This is a genomic window from Acutalibacter sp. JLR.KK004 (assembly GCF_036941085.1).
Classification (GTDB): Bacteria; Bacillota; Clostridia; order Oscillospirales; family Acutalibacteraceae; genus Acutalibacter.
Genome location: NZ_JAYMNQ010000001.1, coordinates 1,210,667 through 1,227,248 on the forward strand (window position 1 = coordinate 1,210,667; position 16,582 = coordinate 1,227,248).

14 protein-coding genes and 2 pseudogenes are annotated in these 16,582 nt (G+C 55.5%); 13 read left to right on the forward strand and 3 right to left on the reverse strand.

What is annotated here, in order from left to right:
- Nucleotides 1-221 precede the first annotated feature (221 nt).
- The 9 genes and pseudogenes from VSQ30_RS06705 to VSQ30_RS06745 form a co-directional block, all read left to right on the forward strand.
- Nucleotides 222-980: a JAB domain-containing protein gene (locus VSQ30_RS06705; protein WP_334462930.1), complete on the forward strand. Its 759-nt coding sequence runs from the start codon at nt 222-224 to the stop codon at nt 978-980.
- Nucleotides 970-2,970 carry an excinuclease ABC subunit UvrB gene (gene uvrB, locus VSQ30_RS06710; protein ID WP_334462931.1) on the forward strand — a complete coding sequence of 667 codons (2,001 nt, stop codon included), beginning with the start codon at nt 970-972 and terminating at the stop codon, nt 2,968-2,970. Before VSQ30_RS06705 ends, uvrB begins: the two co-directional genes overlap by 11 nt.
- A 393-nt stretch (nt 2,971-3,363) precedes the next feature.
- A complete protein-coding gene (locus VSQ30_RS06715) occupies nt 3,364-3,897 on the forward strand; it encodes a nitroreductase family protein (RefSeq protein ID WP_334462933.1) in 534 nt (177 codons plus the stop codon).
- A 344-nt stretch (nt 3,898-4,241) separates the two neighbouring features.
- A complete protein-coding gene (gene uvrA, locus VSQ30_RS06720) occupies nt 4,242-7,067 on the forward strand; it encodes an excinuclease ABC subunit UvrA (protein ID WP_334462935.1) in 2,826 nt (941 codons plus the stop codon).
- 156 nt (nt 7,068-7,223) lie between these two features.
- Nucleotides 7,224-7,820, forward strand: a complete 597-nt coding sequence (locus VSQ30_RS06725) for a GNAT family N-acetyltransferase (protein WP_334462937.1) — start codon at nt 7,224-7,226, stop codon at nt 7,818-7,820.
- Between the two features lie 40 nt (nt 7,821-7,860).
- Nucleotides 7,861-8,331 (forward strand): acetolactate synthase small subunit, encoded by a 471-nt coding sequence (gene ilvN / locus VSQ30_RS06730; RefSeq protein ID WP_334462940.1) that lies wholly within the window; start codon nt 7,861-7,863, stop codon nt 8,329-8,331.
- 36 nt (nt 8,332-8,367) lie between these two features.
- Entirely contained in the window at nt 8,368-9,987 is a 1,620-nt protein-coding gene (gene ilvB, locus VSQ30_RS06735) for a biosynthetic-type acetolactate synthase large subunit (protein WP_334462942.1), read from the forward strand.
- Between the two features lie 282 nt (nt 9,988-10,269).
- The gene (locus tag VSQ30_RS06740) at nt 10,270-10,638 is read left to right on the forward strand and encodes a TnpV protein (RefSeq protein WP_334462944.1); all 369 of its coding nucleotides are present in this window, start codon (nt 10,270-10,272) and stop codon (nt 10,636-10,638) included.
- A 206-nt stretch (nt 10,639-10,844) separates the two neighbouring features.
- Nucleotides 10,845-11,222 (forward strand): annotated as a pseudogene (locus VSQ30_RS06745) (response regulator transcription factor); the annotation flags it as partial.
- Nucleotides 11,223-11,286: 64 nt separating this feature from the next.
- Here the strand turns inward: VSQ30_RS06745 and VSQ30_RS06750 are convergent.
- Nucleotides 11,287-11,940, reverse strand: a pseudogene (locus VSQ30_RS06750) (VirB4-like conjugal transfer ATPase, CD1110 family); the annotation flags it as partial.
- Nucleotide 11,941: 1 nt separating this feature from the next.
- Here VSQ30_RS06750 and VSQ30_RS20750 point away from each other — a divergent pair.
- A complete protein-coding gene (locus VSQ30_RS20750) occupies nt 11,942-12,499 on the forward strand; it encodes a DUF4368 domain-containing protein (RefSeq protein ID WP_502876271.1) in 558 nt (185 codons plus the stop codon).
- A gap of 111 nt (nt 12,500-12,610) precedes the next feature.
- Here the strand turns inward: VSQ30_RS20750 and VSQ30_RS06760 are convergent, their stop codons facing one another.
- Nucleotides 12,611-12,802, reverse strand: a complete 192-nt coding sequence (locus tag VSQ30_RS06760) for a type II toxin-antitoxin system antitoxin (protein ID WP_160642308.1) — start codon at nt 12,800-12,802, stop codon at nt 12,611-12,613.
- 23 nt (nt 12,803-12,825) lie between these two features.
- The gene (locus tag VSQ30_RS06765) at nt 12,826-13,818 is read right to left on the reverse strand and encodes an SPFH domain-containing protein (protein ID WP_334462947.1); all 993 of its coding nucleotides are present in this window, start codon (nt 13,816-13,818) and stop codon (nt 12,826-12,828) included.
- Nucleotides 13,819-14,110: 292 nt separating this feature from the next.
- Between VSQ30_RS06765 and VSQ30_RS06770 the strand changes: the two genes are divergently transcribed.
- From VSQ30_RS06770 to VSQ30_RS06780, 3 genes are all read left to right on the forward strand, one after another.
- Nucleotides 14,111-14,257, forward strand: coding sequence for a hypothetical protein (locus VSQ30_RS06770; protein ID WP_160642307.1), 147 nt, complete (start codon nt 14,111-14,113; stop codon nt 14,255-14,257).
- Nucleotides 14,258-14,569: 312 nt separating this feature from the next.
- Nucleotides 14,570-15,526 carry a helix-turn-helix transcriptional regulator gene (locus VSQ30_RS06775; protein WP_334462950.1) on the forward strand — a complete coding sequence of 319 codons (957 nt, stop codon included), beginning with the start codon at nt 14,570-14,572 and terminating at the stop codon, nt 15,524-15,526.
- Between the two features lie 31 nt (nt 15,527-15,557).
- Nucleotides 15,558-16,259, forward strand: a complete 702-nt coding sequence (locus VSQ30_RS06780; protein ID WP_334462952.1) for a helix-turn-helix domain-containing protein — start codon at nt 15,558-15,560, stop codon at nt 16,257-16,259.
- Nucleotides 16,260-16,582 lie beyond the last annotated feature (323 nt).

Below are 16,582 nucleotides of genomic sequence, written 5' to 3' on the forward strand. Positions count from 1 at the left end.
TTTCTTTTTTGTTTGTCCCTGTTTTTGAAAAAAATCTGCGGGAAAGATTGACATGTGAACAAATGTTTTGTATTATATAGTCATGCGGCTTGGAAAGAGTATTTTTTAAGCTGCATGACTATATGGATTTGAGAAAGCCCCTGGCGGTTTTTTGTTGAAAAGAAAGGGGCTGCCAAGGGTTCCGACAGATACGGAGTTAAAAGAACGGGAGGTGCCTGGGGATGGCAAGAACGAGAAAGAAAAGCGCAGGGCCTTCCGCTATGGAACTGCGGCAGAGGGCGGTTTTGGGCAAGCTGCTCTCCTGCCTGCTGCCTCCAGAAACCGCGGCCCGGGCTGCGGGAGAGCTGCTGGAGGTATTTGGCAGCCTTTCAGAGGTGCTGGTTGCCCCGGAAAAGGAGCTGCTGGAGATTGCAGGGATGAGCAGTCCCGCTGTCCGCCTGCTGGGCGCTACAGCGGAGGCGGCGAGAGAGACCCTGGAGGATCAGGCCTCCGGGCTGCGGCGTGTGTATGATACGGAATCTGCCGCTTCCGTCCTTTTTCCCAAGCTTGCGGGACGGAAAACCGAGGCTGTGGTGCTGCTGCTCCTGGACGGGCAGAAGCGGGTGATATACAACAATATTGTGTGCGAGGGCGCTATCAGCGAGGTGCCTATGTATATCCGCAAAATCGTTTCCCTCTGCATTGACCATGACGCGGCTTTTGCCCTGCTGGCCCACAACCATCCCAGCGGGCAGGCCATGCCCTCCCGCAATGATGTGGTTGTCACCCGGCAGGTGGAGCTGGCTTTGGAGAGCGTACAGGTTCCCCTGTCAGACCACCTGGTATTTGGCAGCAACGGGTGCTTTTCCTTTGCTGCCAGCGATGCCTGGAACCAGGGGCGCATGGATATGTGGGATTTCCAGCGGGAGCAGTTGGAAATCGCCAGGGCCATGGAGCGGGAATATTTAGAAAAACAGGGAGGGCGCAGGGATGGATTTTAAGCTGGTTTCAAAATTTCAGCCCACTGGGGATCAGCCGGAAGCTGTGAGCCGGCTGGTGCAGGGGGTAAACCAGGGGGACAAGGAGCAGACCCTACTGGGCGTGACAGGCTCTGGCAAAACCTTTACTATGGCAAATGTGATTGCCAGGCTGAACCGTCCGGCCCTGGTGCTGGCCCACAACAAAACTCTGGCGGCCCAGCTTTGCTCGGAGTTCCGGGAATTTTTTCCGGAAAACGCGGTGGAGTATTTTGTGTCCTATTACGATTATTACCAGCCCGAGGCCTATATCGCCCAGACAGACACTTATATTGAAAAGGACTCCGCCATCAATGATGAAATTGACAAGCTGCGCCACAGCGCCACCTGCGCCCTTTCCGAGCGCCGGGATGTGATTATTGTGGCCTCTGTGTCCTGCATCTACAGCCTGGGCGACCCCATCGACTACCGCACCATGGTCATCTCCCTGCGTCCAGGCAAGGAGATGGAGCGGGACGAGCTTTTAAAAAGGCTGGTGGAGCTGCAATATGAGCGCAACGACATAAATTTCATCCGCAACAAGTTCCGGGTGCGGGGGGATGTGGTGGAGATTTTCCCGGCAGAGTCCAGCGACAAGGCGGTGCGGGTGGAGTTTTTCGGGGACGAGATTGAGCGGCTGCGGGAGTTTAACCCCCTTACAGGAGACGTGCTGTCCGAACTGGGCCACATCGCCATATACCCGGCTTCCCACTATATTGTGCCCCGGGACAAAATGGAGAAAGCTATTGCCGACCTCCATGAGGAGATGGAGAAGCAGGTGGCCTTTTTTAAGGAGCAGGGGAAGCTGATTGAGGCCCAGCGCATTGAACAGCGCACAAGATATGATATGGAAATGCTTGCGGAAATCGGGTTCTGCAAGGGGATTGAAAACTATTCCCGGGTGCTTTCCGGCCGGGAGCCGGGCAGCGCCCCCTTTACCCTGTTGGATTATTTCCCGGACGATTTCCTGCTGTTTGTGGACGAGTCCCATGTAACTTTGCCCCAGGTGCGGGGCATGTTTGCGGGGGATCGCGCCCGGAAGGAGCAGCTTGTGCAGTATGGCTTCCGGCTGCCCTCGGCCTTTGACAACCGGCCCTTAAACTTCGATGAATTTTACAGCCATATCCGGCAGGCGGTGTTTGTCAGCGCCACGCCGGGAGATTTGGAGCTGGAGAAGTCCGCCCAGGTGGTGGAGCAGGTGATACGGCCCACAGGGCTTTTGGATCCCCTGATTACCGTAAAGCCCACGGACGGGCAGATAGACGACTTGATTTCGGAAATCAACCTGCGCACGGAAAAGGGGGAGCGGGTTTTAGTTACCACCCTGACCAAAAAAATGGCGGAGGATCTCACCGGGTTTTTAGAGGGGTACGGCATAAAGGTGCGGTATATGCACCACGATATTGACACGGTGGAGCGCATGGAGATTATCCGGGATCTGCGCTTGGGAGACTTCGATGTGCTGGTGGGCATTAACCTGTTGCGGGAGGGCCTGGACATCCCGGAGGTTTCCCTGGTGGCCATATTGGACGCGGACAAGGAGGGCTTCCTGCGCAGCGGGCGCTCCCTTATCCAGACCATTGGCCGCGCCGCCCGCAACGCCGGGGGGCAGGTTATTATGTATGCTGACGAGGTGACGCCCTCCATGGAATATGCCATTACGGAAACGGAGCGCAGGCGCGCCATCCAGCAGAAATATAACGAGGAACATGGCATTACGCCTAAGACCATCACCAAGAGCGTGGCGGAGATTTTGGAAATTTCCACCCACAAGGAGGACGGGAAGAAAAAGAAGAAGCGCTATACCCCTGCGGAGCGCCAGCAGCTTATCGAGCAGTATACCAAGGAGATGAAGGCGGCTGCAAAGCTCTTGGAATTCGAGCATGCGGCATACCTGCGGGACAAGATAAAGGAGCTGGAAGGCCAGGGGGCCGGGCACGCGCCGCTGCCCAGGAAAAGCAAGCGTAACGCTTGACCCAAGACGCGAGGAACAGGGAGGAAACTTTCCGCCGCATAAAGGGTTTATGCGGCTTACGCGCACGGTCGCGTAAGCCGGGTGCTCCCGGAGGGCAGCGTGCCGCTGTACCAGCGGCGTGGGCAGCGTACCGCTGCATCAATGACGCGGGGAACAGGGAGGAAACCTTCCGCCGCATAAAGGGTTTATGCGGCTTACGCGTATGGCCGCGTAAGGGGGGTGCTCCCGGAGGGCAGCGTGCCGCTGCACCAGCGGCGCGGGGAACAGGCTGGACGGGGAAGGCCCGGCTATGGTGAAGGAGGCTTATCTATGTATGTGGCATGTGCAGTAGTAAAAGAAGAAAAAGGACATCCGCCGTAGCTGTTACATAATATATAAAAGGAGAAAGCTCCCATGAATATGATAGAACGCATTTTAAACCGCCGAAGCTACCGGGGCAGGTATGAAAACACCCCTGTGCCCCGGGAAGACCTGAAAAAAATTATGGAAGCCGGGCTGGCAGCGCCCTCCGGGTGCAACAAGCAGACAACCAGCCTTATCGCCATAGACGACCCCGCCTTGCTGGAGCGGCTGAGGGCTGTTATCGACCCGCCCGCTGGGGCCACTGCCCCCGCCATGATCTGCGTGCTGACCCAGAAGATTTTCGCGTACCGCGACCGGTGCTTCCAAGTGCAGGACTATGCCGCGGCTATTGAAAACATGCTGCTGGCAATTTGTGAGATGGGCTATGAAAGCTGCTGGTATGAGGGGCACATTACAGATGAGGACAAGATCGGGCGGAAGATGGCGGATATCCTGGGCGTGCCCCAGGAGTATGACCTGGTGTGCTTCCTGCCCATAGGGCGGGCCGCCGAGAAGCCCCGGCCTGCCCCAAGGAAAAAGGCCTTTGAGGACAGGGCTTGGTTTAACGGGTTTAAGGCAGAGTAGTATATTAAATAACCTGACAAAAAATAGATTTACTACCCCCAACACAGGCGTGGAACCGGGCTATGAAAGGTTCGGTTCCTGCCGGGTGTGGGACGATTCTTTTTCGGTAAGCGCAACGCTTGACCCAAGACGCGGGCAGCGTGCCGCTGCACCAGTGACGCGGGGAAACAGAGTGGAACAAGGAAAGCCGCACCGCGCGGGGCGGAGTGGCACAAATCAACACAAATAAATTTAGTTTTCGGATCAAACCCTTTTCCAAAAGGGTTTGTAGGGTTTGGGACAGAGTCCCAAGGTCTTAGAAGGGTTTGGGGCAAAGCCCCACGGCCTTAGGAAGGGGAAAGAAGATGAGCCTGGATAAAATCGTGGTGCATGGCGCCAGGGAACACAACCTGAAAAACGTGGACGTGGAGATCCCCCGGGACAAGCTGGTGGTGCTGACAGGGCTTTCTGGTTCGGGGAAGTCCAGCCTTGCTTTTGACACCATCTATGCCGAGGGGCAGAGGCGTTATGTGGAGAGCCTTTCCTCCTATGCCCGGATGTTTTTGGGCCAGATGGAGAAGCCGGACGTGGACATGATTGACGGGCTGTCCCCCGCTATCTCCATCGACCAGAAAACCACCTCTAAAAACCCCCGGTCCACTGTGGGTACAGTGACGGAAATATACGACTACCTGCGGCTGCTGTATGCCCGCATCGGTATCCCTCACTGCCCCATCTGCGGACGGGAAATCAAGCAGCAGACAGTGGATCAGATTGTGGATCAGGTGCTGGCCCTCCCGGAAAAAACCCGAGTGCAGGTGCTGGCCCCGGTGGTGCGGGGGAGAAAGGGCACCCACCAGAAGGAGTTTGAGGGGGCCAGGCGTTCCGGCTTTGTGCGGGCCAGGGTGGACGGCCTGCTGTACGATCTGAACGAACCTATTGAACTGAACAAGAACCAGAAGCATACCATTGAAATCGTGGTGGACAGGCTGGTGATTAAGCCGGACGTGCGCTCCAGGCTTGCCGACTCCATTGAGGTGGCGGCAGGGCTTACAGGCGGCGTGGTGATTGTGAACGTCATAGACGGGGAGGACATCACCTTCTCCCAGAATTATGCCTGCCCGGAGCATGGGGTCAGCGTGGAGGAGCTGACCCCCCGGATGTTCTCCTTCAACAACCCCTTCGGGGCCTGCAAGAAGTGTACGGGCCTGGGGGTGTTTATGAAGGTGGATCCCCGGCTGATTATCCCGGACGACCGGGTTTCCATCAGCAAAGGGGGCCTGAAGGCCAGCGGCTGGGCCATGGAGGGCAGCACCATTGCCGCCATGTACATGCAGGGTCTTTCCGAGCACTATGGTTTCTCCCTGGACACGCCTATTGGGGAACTGCCCAAAGAGATTGTGGACGTGCTGCTGTATGGCACCAAAGGGGAGAAGATTAAGCTGAGGCGCACAGGGGAATATGGCAGTGGCACCTATACGGCCCCTTTTGAGGGGGTTATCAACAACCTGGAGCGGCGTTTCAGGGAAACTTCCTCTAACTGGATTAAGGAGGAAATTGAGGGGTATATGAGCGCTGTGCCCTGCGACGCCTGCCATGGCCGCAGGCTTTCCCCGGAGAGCCTGGGGGTAACAGTGGGAGGCCTTAACATCAGCGAGCTGTGCGACAAGTCTGTTACCGAGGCCCTGGAGTTTGTGGACGCCCTCGCCCTTACAGAGCGGGAAAGCATGATTGCCGCACCAATTATAAAAGAAATCAAGTCCCGGCTGGGCTTCCTGCAAAGCGTGGGGCTGGAGTATCTTACCCTTTCCCGGGCTTCCGGCACCCTTTCCGGCGGGGAAAGCCAGCGGATACGCCTTGCCACCCAGATCGGTTCTTCCCTTATGGGGGTGCTGTACATCCTGGACGAGCCGTCCATCGGCCTGCACCAGCGGGACAACCACAAGCTGCTGGGGACGCTGAAGCGCCTGCGGGATTTGGGCAACACTGTGATTGTGGTGGAGCACGACGAGGACACCATGCGGGCCGCCGACTACATTGTGGACGTGGGGCCGGGGGCCGGGGTGCATGGCGGGAATATTATCTATGCCGGGCCTGTAAAGGGCATTGAGAAGTGCGGGGCCTCTGTAACGGGGCAGTATTTAAGCGGCAGGAAAAAGGTGGAGGTGCCGGAGAAGCGCCGGCAGGGCAGCGGGAATTTCCTGGAAATAAAAGGGGCGGCCCAGAATAACCTGCAAAAGGTGAACGTGAAAATCCCCCTGGGAGAGCTGGTGTGCGTAACCGGGGTTTCCGGCTCCGGCAAGTCCTCCCTGGTAAATGAAATCCTTTATAAAAAGCTGGCAGGAAGCCTGAACCGGGCCCACACCCATCCCGGGGCGCACAAGGAGATTTTGGGCCTGGAGTATCTGGACAAGGTGATTCAGATAGATCAGTCTCCAATAGGCCGGACGCCCCGCTCCAATCCCGCCACCTACACAGGGCTGTTTAACGATGTGCGCACCCTGTTTGCCAGCACCCAGGAGGCCAAAATGCGGGGCTTTACAGCCTCCCGGTTCTCCTTCAACGTGAAAGGCGGGCGGTGCGAGGCCTGCCAGGGAGACGGCATTATCTGCATTGAAATGCACTTCCTGCCGGACGTGTATGTGCCCTGCGAGGTGTGCAAGGGCCAGCGGTATAACCGGGAAACGCTGGAAGTAAAATATAAGGGCAAAAGCATTTATGACGTGCTGGAAATGACGGTGGAGGAGGGACTGGAGTTTTTCCGGGACATCCCCAAGCTTGCAAGGCGTTTGCAGACCCTCCAGGACGTGGGCCTGGGGTATGTGAAAATCGGCCAGCCCGCCACCACCCTTTCCGGGGGCGAGGCCCAGCGGGTGAAGCTTGCCACAGAGCTTTCCAAGCGGCCCACAGGCAAGACCATCTATATTCTGGACGAGCCTACCACGGGCCTGCATATTGCCGATGTACACAAGCTGATTGAGGTGCTGCAGCGGCTGGTGGACACAGGGAACACAGTGGTGGTCATTGAGCACAACCTGGATCTCATCAAAACCGCCGACCATATTATCGACCTGGGGCCGGAAGGCGGCAACCGGGGCGGGAAAATTGTGGCAGAGGGCACGCCGGAGGAGGTGGCCCTGGTGGAAGGCTCTTACACAGGGCAGTATCTCAGGGGGATGCTGGGGCTGTAGGCCGTGCGCTTAATGCCTCCGACGTGGAAGGGGCTTTGCCCCCTCCACCCCCACAACCCCTTTTAGAAAGAGGTTGACCCTAAAATCAGACTCTATATGCGGAGAAGTTTTGCAGGCGGCAGGCCTAGGGAAAACAGAGAAAGGAGCGGCGATGCTATGGAAATACGGGAACTTAGTTTGCAGGAAATGGAAAAGCTTTATGGGGAGCGCATGGAGGCAGATTTCCCTCCGGAGGAGCTGCGCCCTTTTTCCAGCATCCGGGAACTGACGGGGGAGGGGAAATATAAGTCCTTCGGCTGCTTTGAGGAGGGCTTGGGGGCCTATGGCACCTTTGCCTTTTCGCCTGGGCGTTCCGGCGTTCTGCTGGACTATTTCGCGGTGGACGCCGGGCGCAGGGGGCAGGGGATCGGCACCCGGGGGCTGCGTATGCTGGGGGAGGCGGCAAGGGGCCTTGGCGCGGGCTTTTTGCTTATTGAGGTGGAAAGCCTGGAGTCTGCCGAAACCCCGGCCCAAACAGAGGAGCGCACCCGGCGCATCCGGTTTTACAATGGGTGCGGGTGCCGGGAAACCGCTGTGTATTCCTGGCTGTTCGGCGTGGAGTATCAGATATTGGTTCTGCCCCTGGGAGACAGGATGCCCGGGGCGGACGAGGTGCAGGAGTCCCTGGAGCAGGTGTACCGGGTGATTGTGCCTCCTCTGGTGGGGGAGAGCGAGGAAGCCTATGCCCAGGTGTGCAGGTGCTTTAGGCGGTAAGCCCGTTTGCTTTCATTTGCCTGAAAGGAGGCCGCGAAAGATGAAATATACCCTTTCTGTGCTGGTGGAAAACCAGCCCGGCGTGCTCTCCAAGGTGGTGGGCCTCTTTTCCCGCCGGGGATACAACCTGGACAGTGTGGCAGTGGGCGCCACAGAGGACAGCACTATGTCCTGTGTCACCATTGTGGGGGAAGGCGACGACTACATCCTGGAGCAGGTGGAAAAGCAGCTTAACAAGGTTATCCCGGTAATTAAGGTGCGATCCCTTTCCCCAGGCGCGGTGCGGGCCGAGCTGATGCTGATAAAAACCGGCTGCGAAACCCAGCATCTGGCAGAAATCAACCAGATCGCCGCCCTGATGAAGGCGGAAGTGGTAGACGTGGCAAAGGGTTCTGTGACGCTGCGTTTTGCGGGGGAGCAGGAAAAGTGCGACACCCTCTGCTCCCTGCTGCGGCCCTACGGCATCCGGGAAATCGCCCGGACAGGGGTGATAGCCTTGGACAGGGGATAGGCGGTATGACTGCGGGATGAAAAGGAGGACACAGCCATGATGACAGGAGCGCAGGCAATGGTGAAATGCCTGGAAGCAGAGGGGGCGGAGATCCTTTTCGGGTATCCGGGGGCGGCCATCTGCCCTTTTTACGACGCTATGTTTGATTCTTCCCTGCGCCATGTGCTGGTGCGTTCCGAGCAGAATGCCGCCCACATGGCCAGCGGCTATGCCCGATCCAGCGGCAGGCCGGGGGTGTGCGTAGCCACTTCCGGGCCGGGGGCCACAAACTTGATTACCGGCATTGCCACAGCCTATATGGACTCCATCCCTATAGTGGCCATTACCGGGCAGGTGAACCTGGAGCAGCTAGGGAGGGATGTATTCCAGGAGGCGGACGTGACCGGGGCATGCGAATCCTTCACCAAGCACAGCTATCTGGTGAAGTCGGCAAAGGAGCTGCCCCGGGTGTTCAGGGAGGCTTTCCATGTTGCCGCCACAGGCAGGCCCGGCCCGGTGCTTATCGACGTGCCCCAGGACGTGCAGGAGCAGGTGCTGGAAGATTTTTCTTACCCCCAGCGGGCGGACATCCCCGGCTATAAGCCCAAGACGGCAGGGCACCCCCTGCAGATTAAAAGGGCCGCCCAGGCCATCCGGGAAGCCAGCCGCCCGGTGATCTGCTGTGGGGGCGGCGTGGTGCTGGCAGGGGCCAGGGAGGAAATAGCAGCCCTTGCGGAGAAAACCGGCATTCCCATTGTGTCCACCATGATGGGGCTGGGGGTGATGCCCATGGACAGCCCGGTGTATCTGGGGATGATAGGGAAGTTTGGGCGGCCTTATGCCAACCGTGCCATGGTGGAGGCGGATTTAATCCTGCTGTGCGGGGCACGGGTAGGGGACAGGGCCATTGCGGTGCCCCACCAGATAGCGGAGCAGGCGAAGATATTGCACATTGATGTGGATCCTGCGGAGATCGGGAAGAACATGCGGGTGGATATTCCCATTGTGGGGGACGTGAAGCAGGTGCTTGCCGCCCTGACAGAGCAGGCCGCCCCCTGTGACTGCGCGCCCTGGGTCAGCCGCGTGCTGGAATATAAGCGCAAAGCCGTTCCCCGGGGAGAGGACAGGGAGGACTATGTGGAGCCGCGCTCCTTTATCCGGGCGCTGTCGAAAATCATGGACGAGGACGCGATTTTAACCGCCGATCCAGGCCAGAGCCAGATATGGGCTGCCATCAACTTTACCCAGAAGGAGGGGCGGTTCCTCACCAGCGGGGGCCTGGGCACCATGGGCTATGCCCTGCCCGCTGCCCTGGGGGCAAAGCTTGCGAAGCCCCGGCGGCAGGTGGTGGCTGTCTGCGGGGACGGGGCGTTTCAGATGAGCCTGTGCGAGCTTGCCACAGTTTGCGCCTGCAATGTGCCTTTAAAGATGATTGTGATGGACAACCGCCGCTTGGGTATGGTGCGGGAACTGCAAAACCAGCATTACGCAGGCAGGCACGTTGCCACCCATATGGGTGGCAACCCGGACTTCGTAGCCCTGTGCGAAGCCTATGGCATTCCCGCCGCCCTGGCAGAGAATAATGCCCAGGCGCTTTCCCTTGCTGAAAAGATGCTGAAAAGCCCCCGGCCCTTTGTGCTGGTGTGCCGGGTGGATCCGGATACTCCCAGCGTGTGAAGACCTTGGGACTCTGTCCCAAACCCTGCAAACCTTTTTGGAAAAAGGTTTGATCTAAAAACTGTGTTTGTGTTTATTTGTGCGGTTTCCTGCTGGTTCGTTCCGCGTGGTGCAGGCTGGCCCGTTTTGCCTTGTTCCCCGCGTCACAGGTGCAGCGATACGCTGCAAAAAAGCGGGCAGCTTTTGGGGACACTTCGTAAGGAAGTGTCCCCCAACACTTTTGTCAAGACAGCCGAATGTGATTGAATTGCAGGGATATTCAACACTTTGGAGGTAAATGTCGTGGAGAAATGCACATTTGAGCAAATGGGCGGCACCTATCATCAAGAAGGAGATTATTTTCTCCCAAACCTCGCTGTGCCAGAAAGTGTTCCTGTGGGTGTCTGGGGCCAGCGTAGGCGGCGGTATCTGCGAGAACACAGGAAAGCTCTTTACAACGCCTTACTACTCAGTGGGAAGCTGGATAGCCACCTGGCTGACATCAATCAGCAGGCGGAAGATATGTTTTCTCAGCTTGTGGATCAGATAGCGAATCAGGAAAACATTACAGAACAACTTAAAGCTGATAGGCAGATGGAATGGGTAAGACGTATGAACAATATCCGTAATCAAGTAACAGAAATTGTCAATACGATGTTCATTTTTGGCTGAACAGCACTACGGGACGCAAAGCAGCCTGCTTTGCGTCTCAATTTGTTCACTGCTACTCTCTTGCAGGATAGGACATTGTGACTATCATGCGTGGAACTTTTCTAAATTAGGAAATTCTTAACAAATTATCAGTCAAAAAGCAAGGAAATCATGGGGAAAATCTGATAGAATACCCTTAATGTCTGTTGTAGAAAAGAGGTTAGATAATGTCAGACAAGATTTTAGTGGTTGATGATGAACAGGAAATTACTGATTTGGTGGAATTATATCTTCAAAATGAGAACTACGAGGTGTTTAAGTTTTACTCGGCTAAAGATGCCCTTGCCTGCATTGAATCCACCGAGCTTGATTTAGCCATTCTGGATATTATGCTGCCGGAGGTGAACGGCTTTGCCCTCTGCCAGAAGATCAGGGAGCGACATACTTATCCCATCATCATGCTGACAGCCAAGGACGCGGAAACCGACAAAATCACCGGCCTGACCCTGGGAGCGGATGATTATGTCACAAAGCCTTTTCGCCCTTTGGAATTGGTAGCGAGAGTAAAGGCCCAACTCCGGCGGTATAAGCGATATAACCCCGCCCAGGCTTCTGGTCAGGAACAGGCATCCGATTTGCTCCTGCACTCTGGCCTGGAAATGAATACGGGTACTCTGCTTCCGGGTCGCAGATAATAATGTCGTCGTCTGTAATGAGGAAAGCGTTTGTCATTTCCCGTTTGGCGGCAAAGGATTTCCCGCTTCCCGGCGTACCCAAGATTAAGCCGTTGGGGTTCTTTAGCTGCTTGCGGTCGCAGAGTATCATGTTGTTAGACAGGGCGTTTAAGCCGTAATACAAAGCCGCGCCCGTCTGAAAAAGCTCCTGCGTGATAAAGGGGATAAAGATAGCGGTGCTTGACGTGGTAAGCCCTCTTTGAATGGGGATAAGGTTCTCCCCAAGCGGTACAGAGGACATAAGCCCCGCTTCCTGTTGGTAGTCAAGGCGGGTCAAGGCGCAGTTGTTCTTCTGTGCAATGCCCGCCGCCGCGAATACGTCATTTTCCAGTTTCCTTTTTGTGTCTGCCATGTTCACCACAAGGAATGTCAAGAGGAACATTCTTTCATTCCGGCTCTGCAAGTCCTGTAAGAGATTTTTCGCTTCGCTGCCGAAAGTGGCAAGGTCGGACGGGATAATATCCATGTCATAGCCGCTGCGTACCGCTTTTTTCTGTTCCTCGATTTTCATTTTGTCAAGGTCGGTGATTTTCCGCTTGATTGTCTTTATGGCTTCGGTCTGGTCGATACTGTGGATATGCAGATTGACGATAGAGGGCCTGCAAAGGCTGTTGTGGTACATCCAGGTCTATGAAAAGCGGTTTGCTCAGGAGCAGATGGAACGGTTTGGACTGCGAGAGAAAAAGGAGTTGACCGCCAGGGGCCGGGAGTTGGACAAGGCCAAACAGCGGGTGGTGGAGATTGACCAGCTTATCCAGAAAAGCTATGAGGACATGAGCAAGGGCTTGTTATCCGAGGAACGCTTTGCCACGCTATCCGTGTCGCTGGAAGCCGAACAGAAGCAGTTGAAAGCGGCGATTCCTGAAATGGAAACCAGTTTGGAGGCCACCACGGATAGGGCTGCTGACTTGCAGCGGTTCATTGATCGGACCAGACAGGTGACACGGCTGACGGAGTTGACGCCTGAAATTGTCCACGAGTTTATTGACAAAATCGTGGTGTCCAAACCTGACAAGACAGACGGCAAGCGGCACCAGCGTGTGGACATTCACTACAACACCATTGGCCTGTGGTGTGCCCCACCCCCGGAAGAAATGGAGAAGCTGTTCCAGGAGTATCTTGCAGGCCGGCGTAAAAAGACGGCGTAGCCATAGCTACACCGTCCCAATAGATAGAATTTCTTTACTGGTTAGCCGCAAGGCCGACACTTCTTTACGGAGTGTCGGCCTTCGCTGCCCGCTTTTTTGCGTGTGGTTCATTTATGCTTCTCCGTCCGCGCCTTCCTTTTCATCCGGGGGAGGCAGTTTCTTCCGCTTGCGGACGCACTCTGTCAGCAGGTATTCAATCTGCCCGTTAATGGAACGGAAATCTTCCTCTGCCCAAGCCGCCAGATCCTTCCACAGGGTGGGAGCGATGCGCAGCAAAATTTGTTTCTTATCCTTATCTGCCATAAGATCACACAGATTTCCTTGTTTTAATAAATGGAACCGCTGTTGACAATGGGCTGGGCGTCTTTGCTGCCGCACAGCACCACCAGCAGGTTCGATACCATCTGGGCTTTGCGCTCCTCGTCCAGGGACACCACGCCGTCCTCTTTAAGCTGCTCCAGGGCCATTTCCACCATGCCCACAGCGCCTTCCACAATCTTTTTCCGGGCTGCCACCACAGCTTCAGCCTGCTGCCGCTGGAGCATTTGGGCCGCGATTTCCGGCGCGTAGGAAAGCTGGCGGATGCGCACCTCCAGGATTTCCAGCCCGGCCTCTGCCACGCGCTTTTGCAGATCCTCCCGCAGCATGTCCGCGATTTCCTGGCTGCTGCCTCGCAGGGTCTTTTCCGCCACGTCGTTTTCCTCCATCAGGTCATAGGGATAGCGCCGGGCAATGCTGCGGGTAGCGGAGTCACACTGGATGGACAGGAAGGTGCGGTAATTCTGCACGTTGAAAACAGCCTTGGTGGTGTCCACCACCCGCCAGATTACCACGGTATCAATGATGATAGGATTGCCCCGCTCGTCATTAACTGTCTGCTTTTCGTTGTTCAGCGTCATGGTTTTCAGGCTGATTTTCCCGCCGCCCCCGGCTGTAATAGTCATGCCGTTAGAATTGGTGGTGACAGTGCGGCTGTTCCCCGGATTGATGCAGGCGCAGAAGGGGTTCACCCAATAGAAGCCGTCTTTTTTAATGGTGCCGTAGTATTTGCCGAACAGGGTGAGAACAGCCGCCTCATTGGGGTTTAAAACCTTGAAGCCCCCGCACATGATGGCCGCCGCACAGACAAGCAGAATGCCTCCCACCAGCAGCACCACCCCCAGAGGTATGGAATTCCTGTCCAGGAGGATGCCCCCAAAGACGATGCCCAGCGCAGAAACCAGGAACAGCAGCAGGGTGCAGAACAGCATCCCAAAGCCGCTTCTGGTTTTTGCGGCTTTTTCTTCATATTTGTTGGTCATGGCAGTTTGATTATCCATCGATCTGTCCCCTTTCAGATTTCATGTTGATATCATTGTAATATCAGTCGGCTTTTTTGTCAAGAGCTTTTTTGCTTTTATCCTTATGAAGGATGCCAGATTCAGAAATTGGAAAGATTTGTAAAGGGATTGTAAGCTTTTTTTATGAAACTGTAAAAGAACCTCACATGTTTTTGTAATAAACTGGTGGTAAAATTCATATTGTTAGATGGTTTGGGTGACAGGCCTGCTTCCAGGCAGCGCTTGGCTGGCCCGGGCCTTAAAATTTAAAAAGCAAAGGGGAAAAAACAAAATGAAGAAAATCGCTTTGGCCCTTGCGGCCCTGATGATGGCTGCCACCATGGCGGCCTGCAGCGGAAATGACGGATCCTCTGCAAGCTCTGCCGCTTCCAGTGCCGGCAGCACGGTTTCCACCGCCAGCACCAGCTCAGCAGCATAGCTTTCTGTTTCTTGTTCATACCCTCAAAAAAATACAGGGCCTTTAGAGGCCCTGTATTTTTTGCGCTTTTTTAAACAGACTCTAAGCTTTACCTGCCTTTTTACAAAAATCTATACATTTTTGTAAAGGGTGGGAAAAATGGTTTTTTAGGTAAATTTCCTGTTTTTTTCGTTCTATGTTGCAAATTTGTAAAGCATATGTTAAACTTACCTTTAACAGGTGAAGGTGGAGCACAATATACAAAAAGTATACTTTTTTGTTCCCCGTTTCACGAAAGGCAATGCTCTGGACAGGGAGGTGGAGGCATAGCAGATGAAGGCTTGCAAAGAAGTGCGGGAGGAGGGCCGGAGGACTTCGCGGTATGACTTTGAAGGCCATCCGGTGCGTGTCCGGGAAGCCAGCCTGGAGGAGTATGGCGGCTCCACAGAGCCGCACAGCCACGAGGAGATGGAATTTGTCCTGGTGCGGGAAGGGCATCTGCTCCTGGAGGCGGAAAGCGGCGTGTTCCCTCTGGAAGCTGGTCAGGGTGCGTTTATTAACGCGCAGTGCAGGCACCGTTTTTTCTCAGAGGATGGGACAGGCTGCCAGTTTTTATGCCTGCAGCTTCACCCTGTGCTGCTGTGTACGTCCCGGTATGTGGAAGAGCGTTTTGTGGTGCCTTTCCTTTCCGGGCGCTTTCCCTGCGTGCCCCTGTCTGGGGAGGAGCTGTGGGAGAAGCAGGTTTTGCAGGGCATAGAAACTCTTTTTGCCCGTCAGGGGGGAGAGGAGGTTTTAGAAAACCAGCTATTGCTGTTTGAAATGTGGCTGAACCTCTATAAAAATGTATTCGCGGGCCAGGAGGAGCCTGGCGGTATTGTCAAGGAGCGCAGGCTCACCCTGCTTAAGGCTATGACAGACTATATCCGCCAGAATTATTCCCAGAAAATCAAGCTGGAAGATATAGCTCAGGCAGGCGGGGTGCAAAAGACTTCCTGCTCCAATCTGTTCAAGTTCTACCTGAGGGAGTCCCCCATCAGCTTTCTGACATCTTACCGCCTTCGGGCTGGGGCAAAGCTGCTGACAACAACAAACGCCACTGTTACCGACATCACCTATGCAGTGGGGTTTTCCAGTGCCAGCTATTTTGTGCGGGCTTTCCGGGAGCGCTATGGCTGTACGCCGCAGCAGTACCGCAGCGCCCAGGCCCGCCAGGAAGCGGACAGGCTGCGGGGGGAGGAAGAAGGCAAAGGGGGCGGCTGCCCGCCCCGGGATATGGGAAAGGGAGGTTGACCGCGGGCAGACGCTGCCCGGTCGAAGGAAGATGGCAAAGAGTAAATATACCACGGAAGAAAAGCTCCGGGCTGTGCGGGATCATGTGGAAGGCGGGGAAAGTCTGCAAAACGTGGCCCAGCGGGTGGGGGTAGGGGTTACCTCTGTGCAGCGCTGGGTCAGCAATTACCGCGCCATGGGAGAAGAGGGCCTGCGCAGCCAGGAGCGCAATACCCCTTACTCCAAGGAGCAAAAGGAAGAAGCGGTGCTTGCCTACCTGCGGGGCGAGGGAAGCTACCGGGACATATGCGAAAAATACCAGATCCGCTCTAACGGCCTTTTGCGCCACTGGATTAGGCTCTATATGGAGCGGGGCGAGCTGCGGGCCGGAGGCCAGGGAGAAGCAGGGGTTCCCAGGGGCCGGGCCTTTTCTCCGGAGGAGCGCCGGGAGATTGTGCGCTTTTACATAGAGCACCAGCGGGATCACCGGGCTACCATGGAAAAATATCCGGTGAGCTATCAGCAGATTTATTTCTGGTGCCGCAGCTATGATCAGAAAGGCCTCCAGGGCCTGGAGGGCCGCAAGGGCAGGGCCACCACCCTGCCGGAGCGAGAGGAAATTGTACGGTACTGCATAGCTGTGGGCTATAACTACCGGGCTGCCATGGAAAAATACGGCGTGACTTACCAGCAGGTATACACCTGGGTGCGCCGCTATGAGGACAGCCTGCCTCCGGTGGGAAAGGCCTCGTAAAAAGACATGAAATGCCGCCTGCCGTTTTCAGGCTGGGCGGCATTTTTGCGTAAATCTTTTTACGGATTTTTATGCTGAACTTAATAATTTATAAAGAGATTTACAGTTTGTACATAAAATAGTTACGGAATGGTTACATTTTAATCAAACGGAAAATTGGGCTATTTTTGCGGAAAATATTTGTATACAGCGGCCCGGGTTTTGTGTTATTTTATGTAACAAAGAAAACGATGTGGGTAAAATGTGTAGAATTTGATGAAACCATATTGTTTTCCAAACAAAGCCTGCGGCCTGCGTGCCGCGCAAATTTAAGGAGGATGTAC